At 40.6% G+C, this 26,141-nt stretch carries 23 protein-coding genes and 2 rRNA genes; all 25 read left to right on the top strand.

The annotated features are described in order from the left end of the window. Positions 1 to 2,346, top strand: a 23S ribosomal RNA gene (locus HMPREF1128_RS08600); the annotation flags it as partial. A gap of 104 nt (positions 2,347 to 2,450) precedes the next feature. Next, positions 2,451 to 2,566 (top strand): 5S ribosomal RNA (gene rrf / locus HMPREF1128_RS08595). Between the two features lie 211 nt (positions 2,567 to 2,777). Next, entirely contained in the window at positions 2,778 to 3,488 is a 711-nt protein-coding gene (gene hda / locus HMPREF1128_RS08590) for a DnaA regulatory inactivator Hda (RefSeq protein ID WP_007526315.1), read from the top strand. A gap of 142 nt (positions 3,489 to 3,630) precedes the next feature. Continuing rightward, a complete protein-coding gene (gene ccmA / locus HMPREF1128_RS08585; RefSeq protein WP_029495394.1) occupies positions 3,631 to 4,257 on the top strand; it encodes a cytochrome c biogenesis heme-transporting ATPase CcmA in 627 nt (208 codons plus the stop codon). Next, the gene (ccmB, locus tag HMPREF1128_RS08580) at positions 4,254 to 4,916 is read left to right on the top strand and encodes a heme exporter protein CcmB (RefSeq protein WP_007526407.1); all 663 of its coding nucleotides are present in this window, start codon (positions 4,254 to 4,256) and stop codon (positions 4,914 to 4,916) included. Before ccmA ends, ccmB begins: the two co-directional genes overlap by 4 nt. Before the next feature lie 54 nt (positions 4,917 to 4,970). Further along, positions 4,971 to 5,708, top strand: coding sequence for a heme ABC transporter permease (locus HMPREF1128_RS08575; RefSeq protein WP_007526394.1), 738 nt, complete (start codon positions 4,971 to 4,973; stop codon positions 5,706 to 5,708). 9 nt (positions 5,709 to 5,717) lie between these two features. Beyond that, entirely contained in the window at positions 5,718 to 5,912 is a 195-nt protein-coding gene (ccmD, locus tag HMPREF1128_RS08570) for a heme exporter protein CcmD (RefSeq protein WP_007526332.1), read from the top strand. A gap of 66 nt (positions 5,913 to 5,978) precedes the next feature. Further along, positions 5,979 to 6,569: a tyrosine-protein phosphatase gene (locus HMPREF1128_RS08565; protein ID WP_007526384.1), complete on the top strand. Its 591-nt coding sequence runs from the start codon at positions 5,979 to 5,981 to the stop codon at positions 6,567 to 6,569. A 206-nt stretch (positions 6,570 to 6,775) separates the two neighbouring features. After that, positions 6,776 to 7,717, top strand: coding sequence for a 16S rRNA (cytosine(1402)-N(4))-methyltransferase RsmH (gene rsmH / locus HMPREF1128_RS08560; RefSeq protein WP_007526372.1), 942 nt, complete (start codon positions 6,776 to 6,778; stop codon positions 7,715 to 7,717). A gap of 12 nt (positions 7,718 to 7,729) precedes the next feature. Then, entirely contained in the window at positions 7,730 to 8,044 is a 315-nt protein-coding gene (gene ftsL / locus HMPREF1128_RS08555; protein ID WP_007526290.1) for a cell division protein FtsL, read from the top strand. Between the two features lie 27 nt (positions 8,045 to 8,071). Then, positions 8,072 to 10,102: a penicillin-binding transpeptidase domain-containing protein gene (locus HMPREF1128_RS08550; protein WP_007526319.1), complete on the top strand. Its 2,031-nt coding sequence runs from the start codon at positions 8,072 to 8,074 to the stop codon at positions 10,100 to 10,102. Positions 10,103 to 10,112: 10 nt separating this feature from the next. Continuing rightward, positions 10,113 to 11,585 carry a UDP-N-acetylmuramoyl-L-alanyl-D-glutamate--2,6-diaminopimelate ligase gene (murE, locus tag HMPREF1128_RS08545; protein WP_007526388.1) on the top strand — a complete coding sequence of 491 codons (1,473 nt, stop codon included), beginning with the start codon at positions 10,113 to 10,115 and terminating at the stop codon, positions 11,583 to 11,585. After that, positions 11,582 to 12,253 carry a hypothetical protein gene (locus HMPREF1128_RS08540; protein WP_007526349.1) on the top strand — a complete coding sequence of 224 codons (672 nt, stop codon included), beginning with the start codon at positions 11,582 to 11,584 and terminating at the stop codon, positions 12,251 to 12,253. Before murE ends, HMPREF1128_RS08540 begins: the two co-directional genes overlap by 4 nt. Before the next feature lie 176 nt (positions 12,254 to 12,429). Further along, complete coding sequence (gene murF / locus HMPREF1128_RS08535; protein WP_007526310.1) at positions 12,430 to 13,824, top strand: UDP-N-acetylmuramoyl-tripeptide--D-alanyl-D-alanine ligase; 1,395 nt, start codon at positions 12,430 to 12,432, stop codon at positions 13,822 to 13,824. 9 nt (positions 13,825 to 13,833) lie between these two features. Continuing rightward, the gene (gene mraY / locus HMPREF1128_RS08530) at positions 13,834 to 14,916 is read left to right on the top strand and encodes a phospho-N-acetylmuramoyl-pentapeptide-transferase (RefSeq protein ID WP_007526294.1); all 1,083 of its coding nucleotides are present in this window, start codon (positions 13,834 to 13,836) and stop codon (positions 14,914 to 14,916) included. Between the two features lie 262 nt (positions 14,917 to 15,178). Beyond that, positions 15,179 to 15,496 carry a hypothetical protein gene (locus HMPREF1128_RS08525; RefSeq protein ID WP_007526288.1) on the top strand — a complete coding sequence of 106 codons (318 nt, stop codon included), beginning with the start codon at positions 15,179 to 15,181 and terminating at the stop codon, positions 15,494 to 15,496. 62 nt (positions 15,497 to 15,558) lie between these two features. Continuing rightward, positions 15,559 to 16,860 carry a UDP-N-acetylmuramoyl-L-alanine--D-glutamate ligase gene (gene murD, locus HMPREF1128_RS08520; protein WP_007526323.1) on the top strand — a complete coding sequence of 434 codons (1,302 nt, stop codon included), beginning with the start codon at positions 15,559 to 15,561 and terminating at the stop codon, positions 16,858 to 16,860. After that, complete coding sequence (gene ftsW / locus HMPREF1128_RS08515) at positions 16,860 to 18,041, top strand: putative lipid II flippase FtsW (protein WP_007526397.1); 1,182 nt, start codon at positions 16,860 to 16,862, stop codon at positions 18,039 to 18,041. The genes murD and ftsW overlap by 1 nt, the downstream gene beginning before the upstream one ends. Positions 18,042 to 18,158: 117 nt before the next feature. Next, a complete protein-coding gene (gene murG, locus HMPREF1128_RS08510) occupies positions 18,159 to 19,214 on the top strand; it encodes an undecaprenyldiphospho-muramoylpentapeptide beta-N-acetylglucosaminyltransferase (RefSeq protein ID WP_007526353.1) in 1,056 nt (351 codons plus the stop codon). Positions 19,215 to 19,249: 35 nt separating this feature from the next. Next, positions 19,250 to 20,677: a UDP-N-acetylmuramate--L-alanine ligase gene (gene murC / locus HMPREF1128_RS08505; protein ID WP_007526370.1), complete on the top strand. Its 1,428-nt coding sequence runs from the start codon at positions 19,250 to 19,252 to the stop codon at positions 20,675 to 20,677. A gap of 79 nt (positions 20,678 to 20,756) precedes the next feature. Next, a complete protein-coding gene (locus HMPREF1128_RS08500) occupies positions 20,757 to 21,668 on the top strand; it encodes a D-alanine--D-alanine ligase (protein WP_007526378.1) in 912 nt (303 codons plus the stop codon). A 1-nt stretch (position 21,669) separates the two neighbouring features. After that, positions 21,670 to 22,473 (top strand): cell division protein FtsQ/DivIB, encoded by an 804-nt coding sequence (locus HMPREF1128_RS08495; RefSeq protein WP_007526329.1) that lies wholly within the window; start codon positions 21,670 to 21,672, stop codon positions 22,471 to 22,473. A gap of 25 nt (positions 22,474 to 22,498) precedes the next feature. Continuing rightward, a complete protein-coding gene (ftsA, locus tag HMPREF1128_RS08490) occupies positions 22,499 to 23,785 on the top strand; it encodes a cell division protein FtsA (RefSeq protein WP_007526369.1) in 1,287 nt (428 codons plus the stop codon). A 48-nt stretch (positions 23,786 to 23,833) separates the two neighbouring features. Then, entirely contained in the window at positions 23,834 to 25,108 is a 1,275-nt protein-coding gene (gene ftsZ / locus HMPREF1128_RS08485; protein WP_007526345.1) for a cell division protein FtsZ, read from the top strand. Between the two features lie 33 nt (positions 25,109 to 25,141). After that, entirely contained in the window at positions 25,142 to 26,062 is a 921-nt protein-coding gene (lpxC, locus tag HMPREF1128_RS08480) for a UDP-3-O-acyl-N-acetylglucosamine deacetylase (RefSeq protein WP_007526392.1), read from the top strand. Positions 26,063 to 26,141 lie beyond the last annotated feature (79 nt).

Below are 26,141 nucleotides of genomic sequence, written 5' to 3'. Positions count from 1 at the left end.
GGGTGACTGCGTACCTTTTGTATAATGGGTCAGCGACTTATATTTTGTAGCAAGGTTAACTGAATAAGGGAGCCGTAGGGAAACCGAGTCTTAACTGGGCGTCTAGTTGCAAGGTATAGACCCGAAACCCGGTGATCTAGCCATGGGCAGGTTGAAGATTGGGTAACACTAATTGGAGGACCGAACCGACTAATGTTGAAAAATTAGCGGATGACTTGTGGCTGGGGGTGAAAGGCCAATCAAACCGGGAGATAGCTGGTTCTCCCCGAAATCTATTTAGGTAGAGCCTTGAGCGGACACCTTCGGGGGTAGAGCACTGTTTCGGCTAGGGGTCCATCCCGGATTACCAACCCGATGCAAACTGCGAATACCGAAGAGTGATACTCAGGAGACACACGGTGGGTGCTAACGTCCATCGTGAAGAGGGAAACAACCCAGACCGCCAGCTAAGGTCCCAAAGTACTAGTTAAGTGGGAAACGAAGTGGGAAGGCTTAGACAGCTAGGATGTTGGCTTAGAAGCAGCCATCATTTAAAGAAAGCGTAATAGCTCACTAGTCGAGTCGGCCTGCGCGGAAGATGTAACGGGGCTAAAACTAGTCACCGAAGCTGCGGCATCAGTAGCAATACTGTTGGGTAGGGGAGCGTTCTGTAAGCGGATGAAGGTGAATCGAGAGGTTTGCTGGACGTATCAGAAGTGCGAATGCTGACATAAGTAACGATAAAACGAGTGAAAAACTCGTTCGCCGGAAGACCAAGGGTTCCTGTCCAACGTTAATCGGGGCAGGGTGAGTCGGCCCCTAAGGCGAGGCTGAAAAGCGTAGTCGATGGGAAACGGGTTAATATTCCCGTACTTGGTATAATTGCGATGTGGGGACGGAGAAGGTTAGGTTATCAACCTGTTGGATGGTTGTTTAAGCCGGTAGGTGGAGCATTTAGGCAAATCCGGATGCTCATAACACCGAGAAGTGATGACGAGGTGCTACGGCACTGAAGTAACTGATACCACGCTTCCAGGAAAAGCCACTAAGCTTCAGATTATACTAAACCGTACTATAAACCGACACAGGTGGTCAGGTAGAGAATACTCAGGCGCTTGAGAGAACTCGGGTGAAGGAACTAGGCAAAATAGCACCGTAACTTCGGGAGAAGGTGCGCCGGCGTAGATTGTAAGGGTTTACCCCTGAAGGTTGAACCGGTCGAAGATACCAGCTGGCTGCAACTGTTTATTAAAAACACAGCACTCTGCAAACACGAAAGTGGACGTATAGGGTGTGATGCCTGCCCGGTGCTGGAAGGTTAATTGATGGTGTTATCGAAAGAGAAGCTCCTGATCGAAGCCCCAGTAAACGGCGGCCGTAACTATAACGGTCCTAAGGTAGCGAAATTCCTTGTCGGGTAAGTTCCGACCTGCACGAATGGCATAATGATGGCCAGGCTGTCTCCACCCGAGACTCAGTGAAATTGAAATCGCCGTGAAGATGCGGTGTACCCGCGGCTAGACGGAAAGACCCCGTGAACCTTTACTATAGCTTGACACTGAACATTGAATTTTGATGTGTAGGATAGGTGGGAGCCTTTGAAGCAGTCACGCCAGTGATTGTGGAGGCGTCCTTGAAATACCACCCTTTAACGTTTGATGTTCTAACGAAGAGTGGAAACACGCTCTCGGACAGTGTCTGGTGGGTAGTTTGACTGGGGCGGTCTCCTCCCAAAGAGTAACGGAGGAGCACGAAGGTTTGCTAATCACGGTCGGACATCGTGAGGTTAGTGCAATGGTATAAGCAAGCTTAACTGCGAGACAGACAAGTCGAGCAGGTACGAAAGTAGGTCATAGTGATCCGGTGGTTCTGAATGGAAGGGCCATCGCTCAACGGATAAAAGGTACTCCGGGGATAACAGGCTGATACCGCCCAAGAGTTCATATCGACGGCGGTGTTTGGCACCTCGATGTCGGCTCATCACATCCTGGGGCTGAAGTAGGTCCCAAGGGTATGGCTGTTCGCCATTTAAAGTGGTACGCGAGCTGGGTTTAGAACGTCGTGAGACAGTTCGGTCCCTATCTGCCGTGGGCGTTGGAGAATTGAAAGGGGCTGCTCCTAGTACGAGAGGACCGGAGTGGACGCATCCCTGGTGTTCCAGTTGTTTCGCCAGAAGCATTGCTGGGTAGCTACATGCGGAAGAGATAAGTGCTGAAAGCATCTAAGCACGAAACTTGCCTTGAGATGAGTTCTCCCAGTCTATAAGACTGTAAGGGTTGTTGGAGACTACGACGTAGATAGGTCTGGTGTGTAAGCGGTGTGAGCCGTTGAGCTAACAGATACTAATTGCCCGAGAGGCTTAACTATACAACGCTCAAGTGTTTTTGGGTGGGAATGAAAGGTTTTGAGGCTTGTTTTTGGTTTTGAGAAGAAGAATAGATAAGATAATGAGATGAATCATGACCGGATATTCCGGCGACCATAGTGCAGTAGTTCTACCTGACTCCATACCGAACTCAGAAGTAAAATGCTGTAATGCCGATGGTAGTGTGGGGGTTCCCCATGTGAGAGTAGGGCATCGCCGGATTGAATAGAGAAAGGACCCCGTTACTGAGTGTGACGGGGTTTTTGTTTTTTTAAAAGATGTTAAATTAGATATTCAGTTTTTAAAGCTCGTTCATCATGATGATATAGCTCCTCTCTTTACTTCTCACATTCCTTTTATTATTTGCTTTTCAATAGCAGACTTTTCCGTTATTCTTTCAGCCATAGTGATTAACTGATAGATTAAATTCGTTTTGCAACTTTCCCTGCCGATTTTACAAATTGATGAAGATACCTTCGAGAATTTTTATACTGAAAATAATGAAGGATTATTAGCTTCTCTACGTCAGAATTTTGTTGAAGTTCAACAACCTTTTTTCTATATTTGGGGTGGTTCGAATTCGGGTAAAACACATCTATTAAAAGCCATCAGCAACCATTATCTGTTAAATGAACAGAGTGCAAGTTACATTCCATTAAGTAAAAGTCAGTATTTCTCGCCTTTAGTATTAGACAATGCAGATAAATTAGACGTAGTCTGTATTGATGATTTAGAGCTAGTTGCTGGTAATGACGAATGGGAGTTAGCCCTTTTTAATCTATTTAATCAAATTAGAGAACAACAAAGTTTGTTTCATAATGGAAATAAGACTTTGTTGATAATTTCTGCGAATTGCCCCCCTCATCAGCTTCAAATAAAATTACCAGATTTGCGTTCTCGTTTAACATGGGGAGAGGTTTATCATCTTCCTGATCTTAATGATGAACAAAAACGCGTAATCTTACAGCGAGCAGCTTATAGTAAAGGGCTAGAATTAACTGAAGAAGTAGCAAACTTTCTTCTTAAACATCTGGATAGAGACCTAAAATCTCTGTTAGAAGTACTGGCTCAGCTTGATCAGGCTTCTCTCCAAGCACAGCGAAAATTAACGCTGCCTTTTGTTAAAGAAACCTTACAGTTATAAGTAGGTTGATTCCCATCAAAATTTGCAAAGAAAAGCTAAAAATAGACCGCTTGTGACTCACAAATTTGCCCTTTTCAGCTACATGATTTTAAGCGCTTATGCTAAACTGCCTACTTTAAATTTTGCATTAACGAATAAGAATATGAACCGACTTGAGCTTAATAACATTGCATGTGAAAGAGGTGAGAATCGCCTGTTTGAAGGCTGCTCCGCTTCAATTTGCAGTGGAGAGTGGATTCAAATAGAAGGTCATAATGGCATTGGTAAAACGAGCTTATTACGCATTTTAGCTGGTCTTGCTTTGCCTGCTGAAGGACAAGTGCTTTGGAATGGCATACCTATTCATCAAGATAGAGAGGCCTATTATTCAGAATTGTTCTATTTAGGGCATCATGCGGGTGTGAAGCCTGAATTAACCCCATGGGAGAATTTACGCTTTTATCAGAAGATACAAGGTTCAGATTTAGGTGATGAAACCTTGTGGGCAGCTTTAGATAAAGTCGCACTTATTGGGCGAGAAGATTTACCTTGTTCTCATCTTTCTGCAGGGCAACAAAGACGAGTGGCGTTAGCAAAATTATGGCTGACTAAACAAAAACTTTGGATTTTAGATGAACCCTTCACCGCTATTGATAAAAAAGGTGTCGCTTCATTGATTAGTCATATTGAGCAACATTGTGCTAATGAAGGCATGGTGATATTTACTAGCCATCAAACAGCACAAAGTGAAAAAGTTAAGATTCTTTCATTAGATCAATTTAAATTATGATTTTATTTACGATTATTCGTCGAGAACTTGCTATCGCCTTTCGTAAGCCAGCGGAAATTTTAAATCCGCTGTGGTTCTTTTTGATGATTATTACGCTTTTTCCATTGTTAATGGGGCCGAATCCTGAACTACTAGGTAAAATCGCTCCAGGTATTGGATGGGTAGCGGCATTGTTGTCTGCATTGCTTTCATTTGAACGTTTGTTTAAAGACGATTATTTAGATGGTTCACTAGAACAATTGATGTTATTACCTGTTGGTTTGCCTCAAGTCGCCTTAGCGAAGGTGCTTGCACATTGGTTGTTAACTGGATTGCCTCTGATTCTGCTTTCACCAATAGCAGCGGTTTTACTTTCATTAGAGATGCATGTTTGGTGGGCTTTAGTTCTGACTTTATTGCTAGGCACACCTATTTTAAGCTGTTTAGGAGCGATTGGGGTCGCTTTAACGGTTGGATTACGAAAAGGTGGCACTTTGCTAAGTTTATTGATTTTGCCACTGTTTTTACCAGTTCTTATTTTTGCTGCAGCGGTGTTAGAAGCGGCAACATTGAATATGGGATATAGCGGGCAGTTAGCAATTATTGGCGCAATATTAGCAATTACGCTTACTTTCTCGCCTTTTGCGATTGCTGGTGCGTTGCGTATTAGCTTGCAGTAGTCAAACAAGCGGTTATTTTTTTCTAATTTCTTACCAATTTGGAGTTTATTTTCTATGTGGAAATTTCTGCATCCTTATGCGAAACCTGAAACACAGTATCGCTTATTAGGAAAAATCCAACCAACACTTGGCTGGTTAAGCCTAATTTTATTAGTCGTTGGATTTATTTGGGGCTTGGCTTTTGCACCAAAAGATTATCAGCAAGGTGATAGCTACCGTATTATTTTTATTCATGTGCCAGCAGCAATTTGGTCAATGGGCGTGTACGGGTCGATGGCATTAGCAGGGCTAGTGGCATTAGTATGGCAAATTCGCCAAGCTAATTTAGCGATGATTTCCATGGCACCTATCGGACTGGTTTTTGCGTTTATTTCGTTAGCAACCGGTGCAATTTGGGGCAAACCAATGTGGGGAACTTGGTGGGTATGGGATGCTCGCTTAACCTCTGCTTTAGTGCTCTTTTTCTTATATATTGGTGTGATGGCGCTATATTCAGCTTTCCAAGATAAACAAACCGGCGCGAAAGCAGCGGGCGTATTATCGGTGGTTGGTGTGATTAACTTGCCAATTATCCACTTCTCGGTCGAATGGTGGAATACGCTTCATCAAGGTGCAACCATTACTAAATTAGATAAGCCATCAATGGCTGTTGAAATGCTTATTCCGTTATTACTCGCAATTTTCGGTAGCTTACTATTTACCGCGTGGTTTAGTATTTGGCGTTATCGTATTGCTTTATTAAATGATGAATATAAACGTCCTTGGGTTAAAGCGTTAGTGAATACAAAATAGGAGCACTGAATGAATTTATCTTTTCAATTTGAAAGCCTTGGCGATTTTTTCGCAATGGGGAATTATGGCTTTTATGTATGGCTCTCTTACGGCGTTTCTATTGCGGCGATGATTGGGCTAATTATTTATTCTCGCCGTGAGCAGCAACAAATTCTGCATAAAGCGAAGCGTGAAGTTCAACGAGAAGCGCAGCAGAAAAAATAACAAAGCAAGCGGTTCATTTTGGTGAAATTTTTGCAAAATCACCTTAATGTCTCATTGTGAGGAAATATGAGAACCACAAAATTATCTGCTCTATTCGCGAGTGTTATTTTACTCAGCGCTTGTCAAACAAGCACGCCACCAATGCCACCTGAAAATACAGGGCATTGGGCCAAGGTTGTTGATAAATCTGTGAATCTTTATCAGGTTGATAAAAAACTCTTTCGAAGTGAACAGCTTAGCGCAAAAGATTACCCGTTACTTAAGCAGCATGATGTTCGCACGATTGTGAACCTACGCTTTTTTGACCGTAATGATGATCAGGAAGCATTTGGTGAAACTGGCATCAAGTTGGTGAATACGCCGTTAATTTCATGGTCGATTAGCCCACAAGAAGTAGCAGATGTCTTGTGGCAAATTCGCCAAGCGCAACAAACAGGAGGGGTCTTGGTGCATTGCTATCATGGTGCAGATCGTACTGGTTTAATTTCAGCGATGTATCGGGTGATTTATCAAAAATGGCCTTTAGCGGAAGCTAAACGTGAGATGATGCAAGGGCCTTATGGTTTCCATTCGATTTGGCAAAATATGCCTAATTTCTTCACAGATGAAAATGTTCAAGCAATTCAACAACGCTTGGATGAATTAGCTAAAAAATAGGCTTTTAATCTGTTTTCAAGCGGTCGAATTTTGTAAAAGTTTTGCAAAATTCGACCGCTTTTTCTTTGCTCATTAAATTAATTTTTTTTAATCAGTAAAACTGCTTGCCCCACTGGGAATGAACCGATAAAATTTCCTCCTTTGTGAGGAACTTTTCCTCCCTAAATAAACTCTTTTTTATTATTCACTATCTATCGAGAACCGACATGCAAAGCGCAGATCATCAACATATTACCGTTTTATTACATGAAGCTGTTGAAGGCTTAGCAATTAAAGAAAATGGTATTTATATTGATGGCACTTTTGGGCGTGGTGGCCATTCTAGACTAATCCTTTCTAAATTAGGTGAACAAGGCAGATTGATCGCAACCGATCGCGATCCGCGTGCTATTGCGCAAGCAAATACGATTGAAGATGCACGCTTTGAAATTCACCATACGGCTTTTTCTGCAATTCCAGAGGTTTGCCAGTCACTTGGTTTAATGGGCAAAATTGATGGCATTCTATTGGATCTTGGTGTTTCTTCGCCGCAATTAGATGATGCAGAACGTGGTTTTAGTTTTATGCGCGATGGGCCATTAGATATGCGTATGGATACCACAAAAGGGCTTTCTGCCGCAGAGTGGTTAGATCAGGTATCTATTGAAGATTTGACTTGGGTATTAAAAGAATTTGGTGAAGAGCGTTTTGCTAAGCGTATTGCAACTGCGATTGTGAATTTCAATCGTACAAGCGGTCAAAAAATTACCCGAACTTTGCAATTAGCGCAAATCATTAGCGATGCAGTGCCGTTTAAAGATAAACATAAACATCCGGCAACCCGTAGTTTCCAAGCGATTCGTATTTTTATCAATAGCGAATTAGAAGAGCTTGCGCAAGCATTACAATCTGCTATCGAAGTACTCGCGCCTCAAGGTCGGTTATCTATCATTAGCTTCCATTCGCTTGAAGATCGAATGGTTAAGCAATTCATTAAGAAAAATAGTAAAGGAAAAGAAGTGCCGCGTGGTTTACCGATTTTAGAAAGTGAACTGAATAAAGATATTCCCTTAAAAGCGATTGGCAAGGCAATTATGCCAAGTGAAGAAGAAATTCGTGAGAATCCGCGTTCACGTAGTGCGGTGTTAAGAGTGGCTGAGAAAAGATAAGTTGAGGACTGTATGTTAAACCGTGAACGTTATCCCTTATTTCAAATCATCAGTGATGATTTTATCAACCACAATAAGCTCCCAGTGTTATTGTTACTTGGTATTGTTTTTACTGCTATTGGCACAGTTTGGGTTACTCATCAAACGCGCTTATTAACGGCAGAACAAGGGCAATATATTCAGGCAAATCGTAAATTGGATAATCAATATATCCATTTACAATTAGAAGAAAACTCTAAAAGCCAAAAAGCGCGGGTAGAGGCGGCTGCAAAAACTTTTGGATTGCAATCCATTCAAAAAGAGCAAGAAGTGATTCTTGTAGAATAATTATATCGAAAGAGAACACATAGATTCATGGCAAAGTTAGTCAAATTAAAACGTAAGGCTCAATCGCAAGGCACAGCAAAAAATGCGCCTGAAATGCAACCGGCACCGAGCTATTTATATAAACGCTTTGGTACGGTCGCTTTAGTGATGGTTGCCATGCTCTCAGGGCTAGTTTGGAAAGTCGCCGATATTCAGATTTTTGATTCTGAGCGTTTAATTGAAGAAGCTAATAACCGCTCATTACGTACTAAAGAATTACCATTTACACGTGGTCGTATTTTAGATCGCGATGGACGTTTTTTGTCTATTAGTGTGCCAGTTTATTCGATTACGATAGATCCGCGAGAGTATTTTGATAGCAAAGTAAAACGCACTTCAGAAAGTTGGAAAGCTTTAGCGATTGAAACGGGTAGCTCAAAAAGTAAAATTGAAAAAAGTGTCTCTAATTTCTTAGAACGAAAAAATAAATCAACAGAAAAAGTCGATTTTGATCCTCGGGCGATTTTAAATAGCCAAGATGCAAAATATTGGGATTTACTCGCAGACGTTTCTGGTATTGAAAAAAGTTTGTTGATTGAAAAGGTTCGAAGCAATCCAAATTCAGCATTTGTACAATTAGATAATGAGCAAGCAAAAGTTGAGCGAGAAAAATGGCAAGCGTTAGCCAAAGCCACCAACATAAAATATAACGATTTAATGGATCGTCTTTATAAATCTGCTCGTCTGCGTTTTCTTTACCTCTCTCGCCATGAATCAGAAGCGATTGCGCGCTATGCACAAGAACTCAAACTTGATGGTATTGTGCTTAAAGCTGAATCTCGCCGAATGTATCCTTTGGCAGAAGAAGCGTCACAGCTTATTGGTTTTACCGATGTAGATGATATTCATGGTAGTGAAGGGATAGAGCGTAGCTTTGATTCTTTACTCATCGGAAAAAATGGTCGTCAGGTCATTCGAAAAGATGCTCGTGGTAATGTCATTGAAAATATTCGTGATGAAAAACAATATGATCCACAAGATGTTGTATTGAGTATTGATGAAGAATTGCAATCCATGGTCTATGGAGAAATTAAAAAAGCGGTGCAGGAAAATAATGCGGAATCTGGCACTGCAGTGTTAGTGGATGTGCAAACGGGCGAAGTGTTAGCGATGGCAAATGCGCCGTCATTTAACCCAAATAAGCGTGATAGTTTCCGCCCAGAATTGATGCGTAACCGTGCTATTACCGATACCTTTGAACCGGGTTCCACCGTTAAACCTTTAGTCGTACTGACGGCGCTACAAAATGGTGCGACTTATCGCGGTGAAATTATTAACACTCGCCCATTCACGGTTAACGGACATACTATCAGAGACGTTGCGCCAAGAGAAAGCTTATCTCTTACAGGTATTTTACAAAAATCTAGTAACATCGGGGTGAGCCGTTTGGCTTTACGGATGCCTTCTACTGCATTAGTGGATACTTACAGTAAAGTGGGTTTTGGTAAAGATACAGGCTTAGGGCTTGGTGAACAGCGCGGAACGAATGGTGATCGTAAACGCTGGTCCGATATTGAACGGGCAACGATGGCATACGGTTATGGATTGAATGTAACACCACTACAGTTAGCACGTGCTTACGCAACTTTAGGCAGCTTTGGTATTTATCGTCCACTTTCGATTACTCGGGTTGACCCTCCAGTCATTGGTGAGCGTGTATTACCTGAAAAAACAACGCGTGAAGTTGTGCATATGATGGAAAGTGTTGCACAAAAGGGCGAAGGCGGACAACAAGCGATGATCGATGGCTATCGCGTAGCGGTTAAAACGGGTACAGCACGTAAGCTCGAAAAAGGGCAATACGTTGAGAAATACTTAGCTTATACCGCAGGTTTAGCACCAGCGAGTAACCCTCGTTTTGCTTTAGTGGTACTGATCAACGAACCTAAAGCAGGCAAATACTATGGGGGGGCGGTTTCTGCTCCGTTATTCTCAAAAATTATGGGTTACACCTTAAAAGCAAAAAATATCAAACCGGATAATTTAGAAAACAGCGAACATCATCCGGTGACGCAATAGGGCTTACTTTATGAACCGTTTAATTTCCATTTTTCAAACATTAGCGACTAAGCTGCCAAACATTCAATTAAATCAAATGACGCTAGATAGCCGTAAAGTGGGCAAAAACGATGTTTTTGTTGCTTTAAAAGGCCATAGCGTAGATGGCAGAAATTTTATTCCTAAAGCCATTGAGCAAGGGGCTGCGTTAGTCTTAGCTGAAGCCGAAGCTGATGTACAAGCGGTAGAAATTGCAAAAGATTTTACAAATTCGACCGCTTGCGTGTTGAATGTGCCCAATTTAGCAAAAAAACTTTCTGAAATTGCTGGAACATTTTATGGCAATCCAAGCGAAAAATTGACGTTAGCGGGCATTACCGGCACAAATGGCAAAACGACAACAGCCCAGCTGTTAGCGCAATGGCATAATTTACTGGGTGGCAAATCTGCTGTAATGGGGACAATTGGTAATGGCTTATTTGGGCAAGTTCAAGAAGCGGCTAACACCACAGGTTCTGCAGTTGAAATTCAACAAAATCTTGCAAACTTTATTGCGCTTGGTGCTGATTTTTGTGCGATGGAAGTGAGTTCTCACGGTTTAGTGCAGTATCGCGCGGAAGCATTACAATTTGATTTGGCAATGTTTACCAATTTAAGTCGAGACCACCTTGATTATCATCACACAATGGAAGAGTACGCTGCGGCAAAATTCCGCTTGTTTAGTGAGCTTAATACTAAGGCTAAGGTGTTAAACGCCGATGATGAAATGGGTGCAGATTGGTTAGCCAAATTGTCTGATGCCGTTGCAGTAAGCGTAAATCCTGATTTTCAAACTTCACACCGATATGTTAAAGCGACTCGTGTCGCGTTTACCTTACAAGGTGCGACCATTGAATTTGAATCAAGCTGGGGCAATGGCACTTTACATAGCCAGTTAATTGGGGCATTTAATGTCGCCAATTTACTGCTCGCGTTAGCTGGCTTGTTAGTGCTTGGACATGATTTGCAAAAATTAGTTGAAACCGCACCGCTTCTTAAAGGCGTGGCTGGAAGAATGGAGTGTGTGACTGCGGAAAATCGCCCGCTGGTGTTGGTTGATTATGCTCACACGCCTGATGCTTTAGAAAAAGCATTACAAGCTGCACGACTTCACGCTGAAGGCGAACTCTATTGTATTTTTGGCTGTGGTGGCGATCGTGATGCAGGTAAGCGTCCAATGATGGCAAAAATTGCTGAACAGCTTGCAGATCGTGTGATTGCGACAGATGATAATCCGCGTACTGAAGATAATCAGAAAATTATGGCAGATATTCTTAAGGGCTTTGAGAATGTTGGTATTGTTCAAGTCATTCATGATCGCGAACAAGCGATTAAAACTGCCATTCTGCAAGCGAAACCGCAAGATGTGATTTTAATCGCTGGCAAAGGACATGAAGATTATCAAATTATTGGCACGACCAAGCATCATTTTTCAGATCAGGAAGTGGCTAGGAAGTATTTATGAATGAAGATGAAAAGAAAGAAGAAAATTGGGTGATGTTTCTGTTTGATATAAAAAAAACATTTCTTGAGTGTTTTAAAAAGTTGCTAGTAATTACATTTTTGGTTATAGGGGAGTATTATCTATATTCTTCCGATACATTTTTAAAGAATTGGTTGTTGGAGCTGATTGGTGTTAATATATTTTTTATTTTATGGATAGGGCAGAATAAGTATTTAAAAGACTGGTTAGATAATTGTAAAAATTTTCTTTTTGATATAAAAAAGCCATTTCTTGAGTATCTTAGAAATTTGACACCAATTACATTATTTTTGGCTATAGGGGCGTATCTATGGCATCACAATAAGTTTGTACTATTTACATTTAATTTAAATAATTGGAGGGATACGCTGATTACTTTTACGCCATTTATTACTGCATTCTTAGCATTCCTATTAAATGTTATGAGCTTTTTTGAAGAAATATTTAAAGATATAAAGGAGCTTGATGATCATGAGAAAGAAATAAGGCGTTTAGAAAAGGGTTTAACATGTTTAGAAATTATGAAAATATTGTGTAAATTTAATCTCGGGAAAAAAGCAATTGTATTTTATCTGATATTCATTGTTTCTATTATTGTTATATTTTGGGCTTCACTATCTATGTTTAATGGTTTTGTTAAAAATCTTTAAAGTTTAACGAACTATTTTCCTTTCTGAATTGCCCGAACGTAAAAATTTTTATTTAAGAGAGGAACAGCAATTCAGCAGGGTTGCCTTTCTTTTTTTACTTTTCGTTGCGTTGCCAAAGGAAAGTAACAAAGTTAATTTAACGCTCTTTATAAAAGAGTCAGATACAAGATAATAAAATGATTAAACAAACAACCCAACAAATCGCCGAAATCCTTCATGCAAGGCTGTTTGGTGATGGTAATGTAACGGTAACGACAGTCAGTACCGATACGCGACAAGCGGTCGAAAATGGCTTGTTTTTTGCATTAAAAGGCGAAAAATTTGATGCACATGATTATGCAGAAAAAGCTGTTGAGCAAGGCTGTGTAGCACTCGTTGTTGAGCGTGAATTGCCGATTGCTGTGCCGCAAATTATTGTGGCGGATACGCGATTAGCTTTAGGCGAATTAGCGAAATGGCTAAAAAGCACATTGAATCCTAAAACGGTTGCTATGACAGGTTCATCAGGTAAAACAACCGTGAAAGAGATGACGGCAAAAATCTTGCAAAAAACGGCCGCTTGTGAAGACGAGGTGCTTTATACTTTCGGCAATCTGAACAATGATTTAGGTGTGCCGATGACCTTGCTCCGTCTAACTCCGCAACACAAATTTGCGGTGGTAGAACTGGGTGCAAACCATATTGGCGAAATTGCTTACACCACACAAATCGCCCAACCTGATGCCTGTTTAGTGAATAACGTTGCTCCTGCCCATTTGGAAGGTTTTGACTCGATTCAAGGCGTGGCAGAGGCGAAAGGTGAGATTTACCGAGGCTTAAAAGCGGGTGGAACGGCAATTGTGAACTTGGCACATTATTACCCTGAATGGTCGAAAGAGATTGGCGAGCACAGCTTGCAATCGTTTAGTTACACAGGATCAGATACCGATTCTTACGCCGATTTCTGGGCGGAAAACGTTTCACTTAATTTAAACGGCTCAACTTTCATTTTGCATGCCTTTGAAGAGGAAATTGAAATCAATTTGCCTTATTTAGGTGCACATAATGTTTCTAATGCTTTAGCGGCAACCGCGTTAGCGATGGCAGTTGGCGCAAGTTTAGTGGATGTTAAAGCTGGGCTTGAACAGCGCTCACAAGTGAAAGGACGCTTATATCCTATTGAAATTAACGAGCACTGTTTGCTGATTGATGATACTTACAATGCGAATGTCGATTCGATGAAATCAGCGATTTCTGTGCTGAAAAATTACCCTGCATTTCGTATTTTTGCGGTAGGTGATATGGCGGAACTTGGCAAAGAAAGTACGCAGTGCCATCAAGAAGTTGCAGATTTTGCTCAACAGGCAGGGTTAGATTTAATCGTCTCTTTTGGTAAAGAAAGTGCAGTGATTAGTGCTAATGCACAGCATCATTTTACCGATAAGCAAACCATGAGTGATTTCTTGCTACCGATTATTTCGCAAAAAATTGCAGAAAAACAACCGCTTGTTTTATTGGCAAAAGGCTCTCGTAGCCAAAAAATGGAAACTTTGATTGCGGATTTATGCCGTGCTTTTCATATTCAATTTTAAGGATTTATTATGCTAGTTTGGCTTGCTGAATATCTTGTTCAGTTTAATACGGCGTTTAATGTCGTTTCTTATATTACTTTCCGTGCCATTATGGCGTTATTGACTGCTCTTGGCATTGGATTATGGATTGGGCCGACTGTTATTCGCCGTTTACAAGTATTAAAATTCGGGCAAGAAGTACGTAATGATGGGCCTGAAAGCCACTTCAAAAAACGCGGCACACCAACGATGGGCGGTGTGATGATTTTAGCCTCTATTGGTATTAGTACTGTGCTTTGGGCAGATTTACGCAACAGTTATGTTTGGTTTGTGTTGTTTGTTTTATTTGGTTATGGGATCGTCGGTTTTGTGGACGATTATTGGAAAATCAAACGTAAAAATACAGATGGTTTGATCGCACGTTGGAAATACTTTTGGTTGTCTGTGATTGCTTTAATTGCGGTATTTGGCATTTATGCAGTCGGAAAAGATACTGCATCAACCCAATTAGTTGTGCCGTTCTTTAAAGAGTTCATGCCACAGCTTGGCATTTTCTTTGTTATTCTTTCTTATTTTGTGATTGTGGGGACCAGTAATGCGGTTAACCTCACGGACGGTTTAGATGGTTTGGCAATCGTGCCAACCATTATGGTGGCAAGTGCATTCGCCTTAATCGCGTGGGCAACGGGGAATTACAATTTCGCTCAATACTTACATATTCCGTTCGTACAAAACGCAGGTGAACTCGTGATTTTATGTACCGCTATTGTGGGCGCAGGTTTGGGTTTCTTATGGTACAACACCTACCCTGCCCAAGTATTTATGGGAGATGTTGGCTCACTCTCATTAGGCGGTGCATTAGGCACGATAGCGGTATTGGTTCGCCAAGAATTATTGCTCGTGATTATGGGTGGCGTGTTTGTGGTAGAAGCCTTATCCGTTATTCTCCAAGTAGGATCTTATAAACTTCGTCAAAAACGTATTTTCCGCATGGCACCAATTCATCACCACTTTGAATTAAAAGGTTGGCCAGAGCCACGTGTTATTGTTCGTTTCTGGATTATTACTTTAATGCTGGTGTTAATTGGCTTGGTAACATTGAAATTACGTTAAGGTCAGTTGAGTAGGCTTTTTTCCACCAAAATATGATGAAAAATCAAAGGTGGGATAAAGCCTATTTTATCAATGAATAAACAGTTAGCCATAACGATGTGAAAAACAAGCGGGCAGATTTAGCAAAACGTTTGCAAAAGGATATGTAATGAAGAATAAAACGCTTTTAGTTTATACAGGTGTTGATTTAAATATGATGATTGCGGAAGGCGGATCGGGATATTAGAAATTAGGCGCTTCTTCTCTTCAACAAGTAGAATACTTGATTGCTTGTAAAAATTACACCAAAGATTGGGCAGTATCAGACAAAAATATCCCACAAGGCACAGCCTTTTTCATGGCTAAAGTGGCGGGATTTCAAAAAATGTTAGATGGGCAATATGAAGGCAGATATTTAATTACTTTCTCTGAATATGCAGAAATTCGTATTCCCAAAGCATGGCAAAAAATTTGTGTAAGAGGCTTACCTGCTGCTCGTTATCTTAATACGCATGACGTTTTGGCGGATTTAGCGATTGAACCTTCAAAACTAGCTTGGAAATCGTTTATTCCTGCTAAAAACACAAGCCCGCAGAGATAGTTATTTATACTCCTTAGCTTGCGGATAGTTGGGAAAGTAAGACAACAAAAAGAGAATAAAAAATGCAAAATCAATACGAAAATAAAACAGTAACGATTATAGGCTTGGGCAAAACGGGCTTATCTTGTGTCGATTTTTTTGCAGATAAAAATGCGAAAGTACAGGTGATTGATACCCGTGAGAAACCGGCTGGAATCGAACAATTATCCAAAGAAATTCCATTACATACAGGCGGATTAAATCTTGAGTGGCTACTCAATTCCGATTTAATCGTGATTAGTCCAGGGCTTGCATTGGCAACGCCTGAAATTCAGCAAGCGATTAACGCAGGCGTAGAAGTGGTGGGCGATATTGAGCTGTTCTGCCGTGAGGCAACTGCACCAATTATTGCCATCACAGGTTCAAATGGTAAGAGTACAGTCACAACATTAGTAACTGAGATGGCAAAGCAAGCGGGTATTAAAGTCGGAATGGGCGGCAATATCGGCGTGCCTGCATTAAGCTTGTTAAATGGTGATTATGCGCTTTATGTATTAGAGCTTTCAAGCTTCCAACTTGAAACGACTTCTTCACTCAAAGCGGTTGCGGCAACCGTACTGAATGTGAGTGAGGATCATATGGATAGATATGATTCGTTTGCAGATTATCGTGCAGCAAAACTTAAAATTTATAACAATGCAGAAAACGTCATTGTGAATGGCGAAGATCCCCAAACGTATCCTGAACAAGCGGTTAAAAAATTGATTCGTTTTGCAGAACACAATGCAGAATATAGCTTGCGAAATGGCGTACTTTATGCAGAAGAGACGGCGATTATTGGGACAAAACAGATGTTAATTCGTGGGCGTCACAATGAGATGAATGCGTTAGCTGCAATGGCGTTGGCTGATGCGGCGGGTATTCCCCGCGAAGGTATTGTGAAAGCACTGCAAGTTTATGGTGGGTTAGATCATCGTTTCCAAGCTGTACCAACGCATGATGGCGTGCGTTGGGTGAACGATTCCAAAGCGACTAATGTGGGCAGTACAGTGGCAGCGCTTAATGGTTTAGAAGTGGCAGGCACACTTTATTTATTATTAGGTGGCGATGGTAAAGCAGCTGATTTTTCAGAATTAAAACCATTAGTGAATAAACCGAATATCGTTTGCTATTGCTTCGGGCAAGATGGCGCTGAATTAGCCAAACTTTCTTCACAAAGTGTGTTGGTTGAAACGATGTATGAAGCGGTTGCTGCTATTCGTCCAAAATTAAAATCGGGCGATATGGTGTTGCTTTCTCCAGCTTGTGCAAGTTTAGATCAGTTTAAAAACTTTGAAGAACGTGGAACAGAATTTGTAAAATTAGCACAGGAAACGACCGCTTGATGTTAGAAAAAATAAAAAATGAGTGGGTAGAGTGGACGCGTTTGACCTCAACAACGGCATTATATGACCGTAGTTTGGTTTGGTTGTTTTTAAGCCTATTGGTGCTTGGGTTTGTGATGGTAACATCTGCCTCTATTCCTGTTAGTACCCGTTTAAATGATGACCCGTTTTATTTTGCGTTGCGTGATGGTGGCTACGTTATTGCATCGATTATTGCGTGTGCGTTTTTCGTCCAGATTAAAATTGAAACATGGGAAAAATACAATGTCTATTTATTAGCCATTTCTATTTTCTTTTTGATTTTAGTACTAGGCGTTGGGCGTGAAATCAATGGAGCAAAACGTTGGATTCCATTAGGAATTATGAATTTCCAGCCAGCAGAATTAGCGAAACTGGCGATAATTTGTTATTTCTCTAGTTTCTATGTGCGAAAATTTGATGAAATTCGTCAACAAAACTGGGGTTTCCTACGCCCAGCAATGGTGCTGGCTATTTTTGGTGTGTTATTGCTTAGCCAGCCAGATTTAGGCAGTACCTTTGTATTGGTTGTGCTCACGTTTTCCATGCTATTTATTATGGGGGCAAAGATTCGCCAATTTGTTTTCTTGATGATTGTGGCAGTTATGCTCTTTATGGGACTAATTGTGACTTCTGATTATCGAATGAAGCGAATGACCTCATTTATGGATCCCTTTGCGGATGCTTATGGAGATGGTTTCCAATTATCGAATTCTCAAATGGCATTTGGGCAAGGAGAATTCTGGGGGCAAGGATTAGGCAATTCTGTTCAAAAATTGGAATATTTACCTGAAGCCCATACTGACTTTGTCATGGCGGTAATTGGCGAAGAATTTGGATTTGTTGGCATTATTGCGGTGATTATTTTACTTATTTTACTAACTGTTCGGGCATTAAAAATTAGCCGAGAATCTCTGTTAGTCGATGAACGTTTTAAAGGTTTTTGTGCTTTTGGTATTGCAATTTGGATTTTCTTACAAGGCTTTGTAAATTTAGGCGTAGCTTCTGGCTTCCTGCCAACGAAAGGATTAACGTTCCCATTAGTGAGTTATGGTGGATCGAGTTTAGTGATTATGTCGATGGCGATTGCAATTTTGTTACGGATCGATCATGAGAATCGTCTAATGCGAATAGGGCATGCGCACTTGAAAGAAAATGAATAAAATTAGCGGTTTGTTTACAAAAACAAACCGCTTTTCTTTTTCCGAAAAATGCAATTTTCCTGTACAATATGACGAATTTGCCTAAAAAAGGCATCGTGCAATAAAAGAGAATAACAAATGGCAAAAAAATTATTAGTTATGGCAGGTGGCACTGGTGGGCATGTATTCCCTGCTATTGCTGTAGCACAAAATTTGCAAGCACAAGGTTGGGATATTCGCTGGTTAGGTACCAAAGATCGGATGGAAGCAGATCTTGTGCCTAAACATGGGATTCCTATTGAATTTATTGAGATTTCAGGTATTCGTGGCAAAGGATTAGGTGCTTTATTAAAAGCCCCTTTTGCGATTTTTAAAGCCGTATTACAAGCTCGTAAAATCATTAAACAATATCAGCCAGATGCGGTATTAGGCATGGGCGGTTATGTTTCTGGACCAGGCGGAATTGCGGCAAAACTTTGTGGTGTGCCAGTTATTTTACACGAGCAAAATGCCGTAGCAGGTTTAACGAATGTTTGGTTAGCAAAAATTGCTCGTCGCGTATTACAAGCTTTTCCGACAGCGTTTAAAGATGCTGAAGTAGTCGGAAACCCAGTTCGTGCTGATCTTTCCACGTTACCTTCACCAATGGAGCGTTTTGCTGAGCGTGGTTATCCGATTAATATTTTAGTAATGGGCGGAAGCCAAGGGGCAAGAGTCATTAACCAAACAGTTCCCCAAGTTGTAGCAGCATTAGGAGCGAATGTTTTTGTGAGCCATCAGGTTGGGCGCGGGAATCTAGCTGGTGTTGAAGAGATTTATCAACAAACTGGTAATGGTATGGCGGCTGAATTTATTGACGACATGGCAGCTGCTTATGCGTGGGCAGATTTAGTGATTTGTCGTTCGGGCGCTTTAACGGTTTGTGAAATTGCAGCTGCAGGCTTGCCAGCTATTTTCGTTCCATTCCAGCATAAAGATCGTCAGCAATATTTAAATGCAACATACTTAGCGGATGCTGGTGCGGCAATTATTATTGAGCAACCAGATTTTACCCCACAAAATTTATATGCAGCGCTTGCGCCTTTAATTGCAGATAGATCTAAATTATTAGAAATGGCAATGCGAGCAAGAGAAAAATCAACGCCAATGGCGGCGGCGCGTGTTGCACAGGTCATTATTGAAGAAGCGAAATAATCAAGCAAAATCTTAAAATGGTAAGGAATTCAATCATGCAAAATTTCCAAGATAAAATTAAAAAGTTGGTGCCTGAAATGCGCCGCGTTAACCAAATTCATTTTATTGGTATCGGTGGTGCTGGGATGTCTGGGATTGCCGAGGTTTTATTAAATGAAGGCTATAAAATTTCAGGTTCTGATATTGCGGAAAGTGCAGTGACACAACGTTTAGCAAAAGCGGGTGCGACAGTATTTATCGGGCATGCAGCAGAAAATATTCAAGGGGCAAGCGTAGTTGTTGCTTCAAGTGCCATTGATGATTCAAACCCAGAAGTGGCTGCAGCAAAAGCCGCTAGAATTCCTGTGATTCAACGAGCGCAAATGTTGGCAGAAATTATGCGATTCCGTCATGGTATTGCGGTTGCGGGTACGCATGGCAAAACGACGACCACAGCAATGATTTCGATGATTTATACTGAAGCAAAATTAGATCCAACATTCGTTAATGGCGGCTTGGTTAAATCTGCTGGTAAAAATGCGCACTTAGGGGCAAGTCGTTATCTTATTGCCGAAGCTGATGAAAGTGATGCCTCTTTCTTGCATTTGCAACCGATGGTTTCAGTTGTGACAAATATTGAGCCAGATCACATGGATACTTATGGCGGCGATTTTGAGAAGATGAAAGCAACTTACGTTAAATTTTTACGTAACTTGCCGTTCTATGGTTTAGCTGTCATGTGTGCTGATGATGAAACCGTGATGGAAATTGCTCCGCAAGTTGGTCGCCAAGTGATGACATATGGCTTTAGTGAAAAAGCAGATTATCGAATTGAAGATTACCAACAAACGGGTTTCCAAGGGCATTATACGGTTGTTTGTCCAACCGGCGAGCGTATTGAGGTGTTATTAAATGTTCCGGGGAAACATAATGCATTAAATGCCACCGCAGCATTAGCTGTAGCAAAAGAAGAAGGCATTGAAAATGAAGCAATTTTAGCTGCATTAGCAGATTTCCAAGGTGCTGGCAGACGTTTTGACCAACTCGGTTCATTTATTCGTCCGAATGGTAAAGTAATGTTAGTTGATGACTATGGTCATCATCCAACTGAAGTTGATGTGACGATTAAAGCGGCACGCCAAGGCTGGGAAGGTAAACGTGTGGTCATGGTATTCCAACCTCATCGTTATTCGAGAACTCGCGATTTATTTGATGATTTTGTACAAGTATTATCGCAAGTAGATGCATTAGTGATGTTAGATGTTTACGCTGCAGGCGAGGCGCCAATTGTTGGTGCAGACAGTAAATCGCTTTGTCGTTCTATTCGTAACTTAGGTAAAGTTGATCCAATTTTAGTTTCGGATACGGAACAATTAGGCGATGTTTTAGATCAAATTATTCAAGATGGTGATTTAATTTTAGCGCAAGGTGCAGGTAGTGTAAGCCGTATCTCTCGCGGTTTAGCAGAAAGTTGGAAAGCTTAATCATGATCAAGCGGTGGATTTTGCAAATATTTTTACAAATATCACCGCTTGTATAAAGAATATAAATAGAGTAGATAAAATGAGCATTAAAAATGAAAAAATAGCCGTATTATTCGGTGGTGTATCGCAAGAGCGTGAGGTTTCTTTAAATTCAGGTGCTGCGGTAACGGAAGCGTTAAAAAGCCTTGGTTATGATGTAGAAGGTATTGATACGAAATTTTTCCCGATTGAAAAATTAAAAGAAAAAGGGATTCAACGTGTATTTAACATTTTACATGGTGGCATTGGCGAGAATGGTGTATTACAAGGTGCGCTAGAGCAAATGGGGATTCCTTATACCGGTTGTGGTGTAATGGCATCAGCAATAACTTTAGATAAATTCCGTACTAAATTATTATGGCAAGCAGTAGGCTTACCAACTGCTGAAATGGTCGTAATTAAAAAAGGACAAGCGGTCAATTCTTCAGAGATTATTGCAAAATTAGGTTTGCCAGTATTTGTTAAGCCTTCTAGTGAAGGTTCAAGCGTGGGTGTGTTTAAAGTGAAAACTGAAGCTGAATTGCAACCTGCTATTCAAGCTGCACTAAAATTCGATAATATTGTATTAGTTGAAGAGTTCCTGGCAGGGGCAGAATACTCTGTACCAGTGTTAGATGGCGAAGTTTTACCGGCAGTTCAAGTGATTCCGGAAGGCGAGTTTTATGACTATCACGCAAAATATATTTCAGACAACACTCAATATGTGGTACCAGCATTAAGTGACGAACGCCAAGCTGAAGTGGCTAAAATTGTAAAACAAGCGTTTGATGTTGTGGGTTGTCGTGGTTGGAGCCGTATTGATGTTATGGAAGATGCCAATGGTCAATTCCGTTTGGTAGAAGTGAATACCTGCCCGGGTATGACAAGTCATAGTATTTTCCCTAAATCAGCAAATACAGTTGGGCTTTCTTTTGAACAATTAGTTGAAAAGGTATTGGAGCTTAGCGCTTAATATGGCAATTTTTGGCAAGAATAAACATAAAAATGTTCGCTTTAATACCCAAAAGGCGCCGAAAGCACCTAAAAAGTCTTTAGTTCGTGCGCAAAGGTTGGTATCTATTAAGCCACTGATTATGCTATTATGTTTTGCCTTAATGGTAATTGTTTATAGCAACTGGCAAAATTTATTGGATTCGTTAGATCGAACTCCAATTAGAGCTTATGCATTAACGAATAAAACGCAATTTACAACAAATGCTGATATCCGAGAAACTTTATCGAAATCTCCGACTCTAAAAGGATATTTCGGTCAAGATATTCAAGAAGTTAAAGATAAGTTATTGACAATTTCTTGGATAAAAGATGTGGTGGTACGGAAAGTCTATCCTGATCGTTTGAGTATTTCGCTAATTGAATACCAACCCGTTGCTATTTGGAACAATATCCAATATTTATCAGCACAAGGCGATGTATTTAGCTTGCCTGTTGAGCGTTTTGATAAAACAGGGCTACCTGTTTTATTCGGCCCAGATAAAGAAAGCAAAATTGTGCTTTCGGCTTGGGATCATATCCAAGCAGATTTAAAAGCGAGGAATTTATCTTTAAAATCGCTTTCTATGGATAACCGGGGTTCTTGGGCAATTACATTATCAAATAATGTAGAGCTTCGCCTTGGACGAGGAGAATGGACGCCTAAAATTGATCGTTTTGTTACCATTTTCCCTAAAATTAATGTGCCGGAAGGACAACAATTGGCATATGTAGATTTACGTTATGAACACGGCGCTGCGGTTGGTTTCCGTCCATTATCACAATAAATAGCAAATATAGTAATCAAATAATATGACAAAAGTAGCAGAATCTCGAACGCTTGTAGGATTAGATATTGGCACATCAAAGGTTGTTGCCGTAGTAGGAGAAGTAAGACCTGATGGTGTTGTGACCGTGCTTGGTCGAGGAACAGCACTTTCTAGAGGGATTGATCGCGGAGGTGTAATTGATCTCGATGCCGCGGTAAGATCGATTGAAAGTGCGGTGGCTGAGGCTGAGTCTATGGCTGATTGCGACATCATGGGCGTGACCTTAGCAATTTCAGGGCAACATATTACGGCTTTAAATGAAAGTGGTACGGTGCCATTATCTGGTTTAGTGACACAAGAAGATATTGATTCAGCGCTTCATCTGGCTCGTTCAGTAAAACTGCCAGATGGGTTAGATATGTTACATATTATTCCGCAAGAGTATCGAGTCGATCATTTACCAGCAACAAAAAACCCATTAGGTTTATCTGGAATGCGTCTAAAAGCACAAGCGCATTTAATTGCTTGTCATCAAGATTGGAAGCGTAATCTGGTTAATGCAGTGGAGCGTGCAAAACTTAAAGTAGAAGACGAAAGTGGTTTAGTTTTCTCTGGTCTTGCATCAAGCTATTCTGTGTTAACAGATGATGAGAAAGAGCTTGGTGTTTGCTTAATTGATATTGGTGGCGGGACTATGGATATTTTAGTCTATACCGATGGCGCTTTGCGTTTTAGTAAAGTATTGCCATATGCAGGTAATAATGTTACCGATTATTTGGCGAACGTTTTTGCAACATCACGAGCGGAAGCCGAAAATATTAAAATTAAATATGGTAGTGCAATTAGTCCTCCAACGCATCATGCTGATCAAAAAATTGAAGTCATTGGTTTAGCGGGAACCATGCGTAGAGGTTTTACTCGGGAACAAGTTGCAGAAGTAACAAGTCAATGTTATACCGATTTATTTAAAGTTGTTGAGCATGAATTGATGCAATTACGACAAGATCTGTTCCAAAAAGGCATAAAACACGATTTAATTGCAGGATTTGTATTAACTGGCGGTGGCTCACAGATTGAAGATGTTGTAAAATGTGCTGAAAATGTCTTCGGTTCTCATGTTAGAGTTGGCAATCCTTTAAACATTGAAGGGCTAACCGATTATGTAAGTAAACCACAGTATGCAACCGTTTTAGGGCTTTTACAGTACAATCACCACAATACAATGCCTAATATGAAAGGCGTATCTGTACCTAAACCAGTTAGTGGTATTTGGGAAGCTGTTAAATATGCTGTTGAAAAAACAGCGACATATGTCAAAAAAAGTTTTTAATTATTTATGATGTTGGCGATTCGTCGACTCTTTAGGGAGATAAAAAACATGTTCGAACCTATTTTCGAATCTACACCTGATGCAATCATTAAGGTTATTGGTGTTGGTGGCGGCGGCGGTAATGCCCTAAACCATATGGTAACAAGCAGTCATGAGATGGATATTGGTAGCGTTGAGTTTTTCTCTGTGAATACAGATGCTCAAGTTTTACGTACTAGTTCTGTTCGTCAAACCATCCAAATTGGTGCTGGAATTACTAAAGGTTTAGGTGCCGGCGCAGATCCGAATGTAGGTTATCAAGCCGCTGAAGAAGACCGCGATGCATTAAGTAGCATGGTTGCAGGTGCTGACATGGTGTTTATCGCAGCTGGTATGGGTGGTGGTACAGGTACTGGTGCTGCTCCAGTGATTGCAGAAATCGCAAAAAGCCAAGGGGCATTAACAGTTGGTATCGTAACTAAACCATTTAATTTTGAAGGTAGAAAGCGTACAGCTTATGCTGAGCAAGGTATCAAAGAGCTTTCAAAGCATGTTGATTCTCTTATTATCATTCAAAATGAAAAATTATTAAAAGTTCTCCCTAAAAATATTAAATTTAAAGAAGCCTTTAGCGTAGCAGATAATGTATTACGTAATGCTGTATTAGGTATTACTGATATGATTACGAAAGAAGGTTTAGTCAACGTTGACTTTGCAGACGTAAAACGCGTAATGTCTGAAATGGGACGTGCAATGATGGGTACAGGTCTTGCAGAAGGTGAAGGCCGTGCAGAGCGAGCAGCAATTGAAGCGGTTGCAAGTCCATTATTAGAAGATGTAGATTTATCTGGCGCGAAAGGTATTCTTGTGAATATCTCTTCAAGCGACGATTTAGAGTTAGCTGAAGTAAATACTATTGTAGAATACATCACTGAAGCGGTTGACCCTGATGCAACCATTATTGTGGGTTCAACTTTCTATCCAGAAATGGAAGGCCAAATTCGTGTTACATTAGTCGCGACAGGTTTAGGTCAAACTGAAGAGTTACTAATGCCACGTAATACAATGTTAAACACCCAACAACATGTACAAGCAGCTGATCCACGCGTTGCAACCAATAGTGTTAGTCAAACTAATACATTAGGTGGTTTCCAACAACAGTCTGTAGCGTCTCAATCAGTACAACCTGGTTTTAATAATCAGGCTTATGGGCAACAAGCACAGCAGGCTCAACCAAGTCAATTTGGTCAGCCAGCACAACAAACAACACCAAGACCACAACAAGTGGATCCAGCTGGGTTGTTTTCACCGGGTTCAATTCCAGGCTTCATGAAAGGCCGTTAATTAAGATTTAGCCGGTGTATATAGGATATACATATGATTAAACAAAGAACATTAAAGCAAGCAACTAAAGTAACCGGTATCGGTTTGCATAGTGGTAAGAAGGTAACCTTAACATTACGTCCAGCACCGGCGAATACAGGGATTATCTATGCAAGAACGGATTTAGAGCCTGCGGTATATTTTCCAGCAAGTGCAGAATCTATTCGTGATACTCAACTTTGTACTTGCATGATCAACGATGATGGTGTTCGTATTTCAACAGTCGAGCACTTAAATGCAGCAATGGCAGCATTGGGACTAGATAACCTCATTGTGGAGGTTGATGCGCCTGAAATTCCAATTATGGATGGTAGCGCAAGTCCGTTTATTTATCTTTTACTAGATGCAGGTATTGAAGAGCAAAATGCGGCGAAAAAATTTATTCGCATTAAAGAGACTGTACGAGTAGAAGAAGGGGACAAATGGGCAGAAATTAGACCTTATGCGCATGGATTAAAATTAGATTTTACAATTGATTTTAATCATCCGATGATTAGTAAATCAGTATGTAATTTCAAAATGGATCTTTCTGCTGAAAACTTTATTCAGAAAATTAGCCGAGCAAGAACCTTTACTTTCATGAAAGATGTTGAATATCTTCAATCTATTGGTTTAGCATTGGGTGGCAGTTTAGATAATGCTATCGTATTAGATGAATATCGTATTCTCAATGAAGAAGGCTTACGCTATAAAGATGAGCTAGTTAAGCATAAAATGCTAGATTCAGTGGGCGATCTCTTCATGTGTGGTTACAATATTTTAGGTGATTTCCGTGCTTATAAATCAGGGCATGGTGTAAATAACAAATTACTACGCGCTATTTTAGCTAATGAAAATGCGTGGGAATTTGTGACCTTTGAAGACAAAGAAAGCGCACCGGCAGGTTATCGAATTAGCGAGCAAGTCCTAATTTAGTCAATCATATCTTAATGGGTTAGGGTTAAATGCCTTAACCCATTTTTATTTTCTCTTAAATAACATATTCGCTTTTTAT

Origin of the sequence: Haemophilus sputorum HK 2154 (genome assembly GCF_000287615.1) — a bacterium.
Lineage (GTDB): Bacteria > Pseudomonadota > Gammaproteobacteria > Enterobacterales > Pasteurellaceae > Haemophilus_A > Haemophilus_A sputorum.
Note: the sequence above shows the minus strand (reverse complement) of the source record. Positions and strands in the feature narration are given on the sequence as shown.

Coding starts and splice junctions, on each gene's coding strand:
- HMPREF1128_RS08495 (WP_007526329.1), top strand. CDS start 21,670: ATGGCAATTTTTGGCAAGAATAAACATAAAAATGTTCGCTTTAATACC.
- HMPREF1128_RS08500 (WP_007526378.1), top strand. CDS start 20,757: ATGAGCATTAAAAATGAAAAAATAGCCGTATTATTCGGTGGTGTATCG.
- lpxC (WP_007526392.1), top strand. CDS start 25,142: ATGATTAAACAAAGAACATTAAAGCAAGCAACTAAAGTAACCGGTATC.
- ccmB (WP_007526407.1), top strand. CDS start 4,254: ATGATTTTATTTACGATTATTCGTCGAGAACTTGCTATCGCCTTTCGT.
- HMPREF1128_RS08550 (WP_007526319.1), top strand. CDS start 8,072: ATGGCAAAGTTAGTCAAATTAAAACGTAAGGCTCAATCGCAAGGCACA.
- HMPREF1128_RS08565 (WP_007526384.1), top strand. CDS start 5,979: ATGAGAACCACAAAATTATCTGCTCTATTCGCGAGTGTTATTTTACTC.
- murE (WP_007526388.1), top strand. CDS start 10,113: ATGAACCGTTTAATTTCCATTTTTCAAACATTAGCGACTAAGCTGCCA.
- murD (WP_007526323.1), top strand. CDS start 15,559: ATGCAAAATCAATACGAAAATAAAACAGTAACGATTATAGGCTTGGGC.
- murG (WP_007526353.1), top strand. CDS start 18,159: ATGGCAAAAAAATTATTAGTTATGGCAGGTGGCACTGGTGGGCATGTA.
- ftsA (WP_007526369.1), top strand. CDS start 22,499: ATGACAAAAGTAGCAGAATCTCGAACGCTTGTAGGATTAGATATTGGC.
- murF (WP_007526310.1), top strand. CDS start 12,430: ATGATTAAACAAACAACCCAACAAATCGCCGAAATCCTTCATGCAAGG.
- HMPREF1128_RS08575 (WP_007526394.1), top strand. CDS start 4,971: ATGTGGAAATTTCTGCATCCTTATGCGAAACCTGAAACACAGTATCGC.
- ftsW (WP_007526397.1), top strand. CDS start 16,860: ATGTTAGAAAAAATAAAAAATGAGTGGGTAGAGTGGACGCGTTTGACC.
- murC (WP_007526370.1), top strand. CDS start 19,250: ATGCAAAATTTCCAAGATAAAATTAAAAAGTTGGTGCCTGAAATGCGC.
- ccmA (WP_029495394.1), top strand. CDS start 3,631: ATGAACCGACTTGAGCTTAATAACATTGCATGTGAAAGAGGTGAGAAT.
- ftsL (WP_007526290.1), top strand. CDS start 7,730: ATGTTAAACCGTGAACGTTATCCCTTATTTCAAATCATCAGTGATGAT.
- HMPREF1128_RS08540 (WP_007526349.1), top strand. CDS start 11,582: ATGAATGAAGATGAAAAGAAAGAAGAAAATTGGGTGATGTTTCTGTTT.
- ccmD (WP_007526332.1), top strand. CDS start 5,718: ATGAATTTATCTTTTCAATTTGAAAGCCTTGGCGATTTTTTCGCAATG.
- mraY (WP_007526294.1), top strand. CDS start 13,834: ATGCTAGTTTGGCTTGCTGAATATCTTGTTCAGTTTAATACGGCGTTT.
- rsmH (WP_007526372.1), top strand. CDS start 6,776: ATGCAAAGCGCAGATCATCAACATATTACCGTTTTATTACATGAAGCT.
- ftsZ (WP_007526345.1), top strand. CDS start 23,834: ATGTTCGAACCTATTTTCGAATCTACACCTGATGCAATCATTAAGGTT.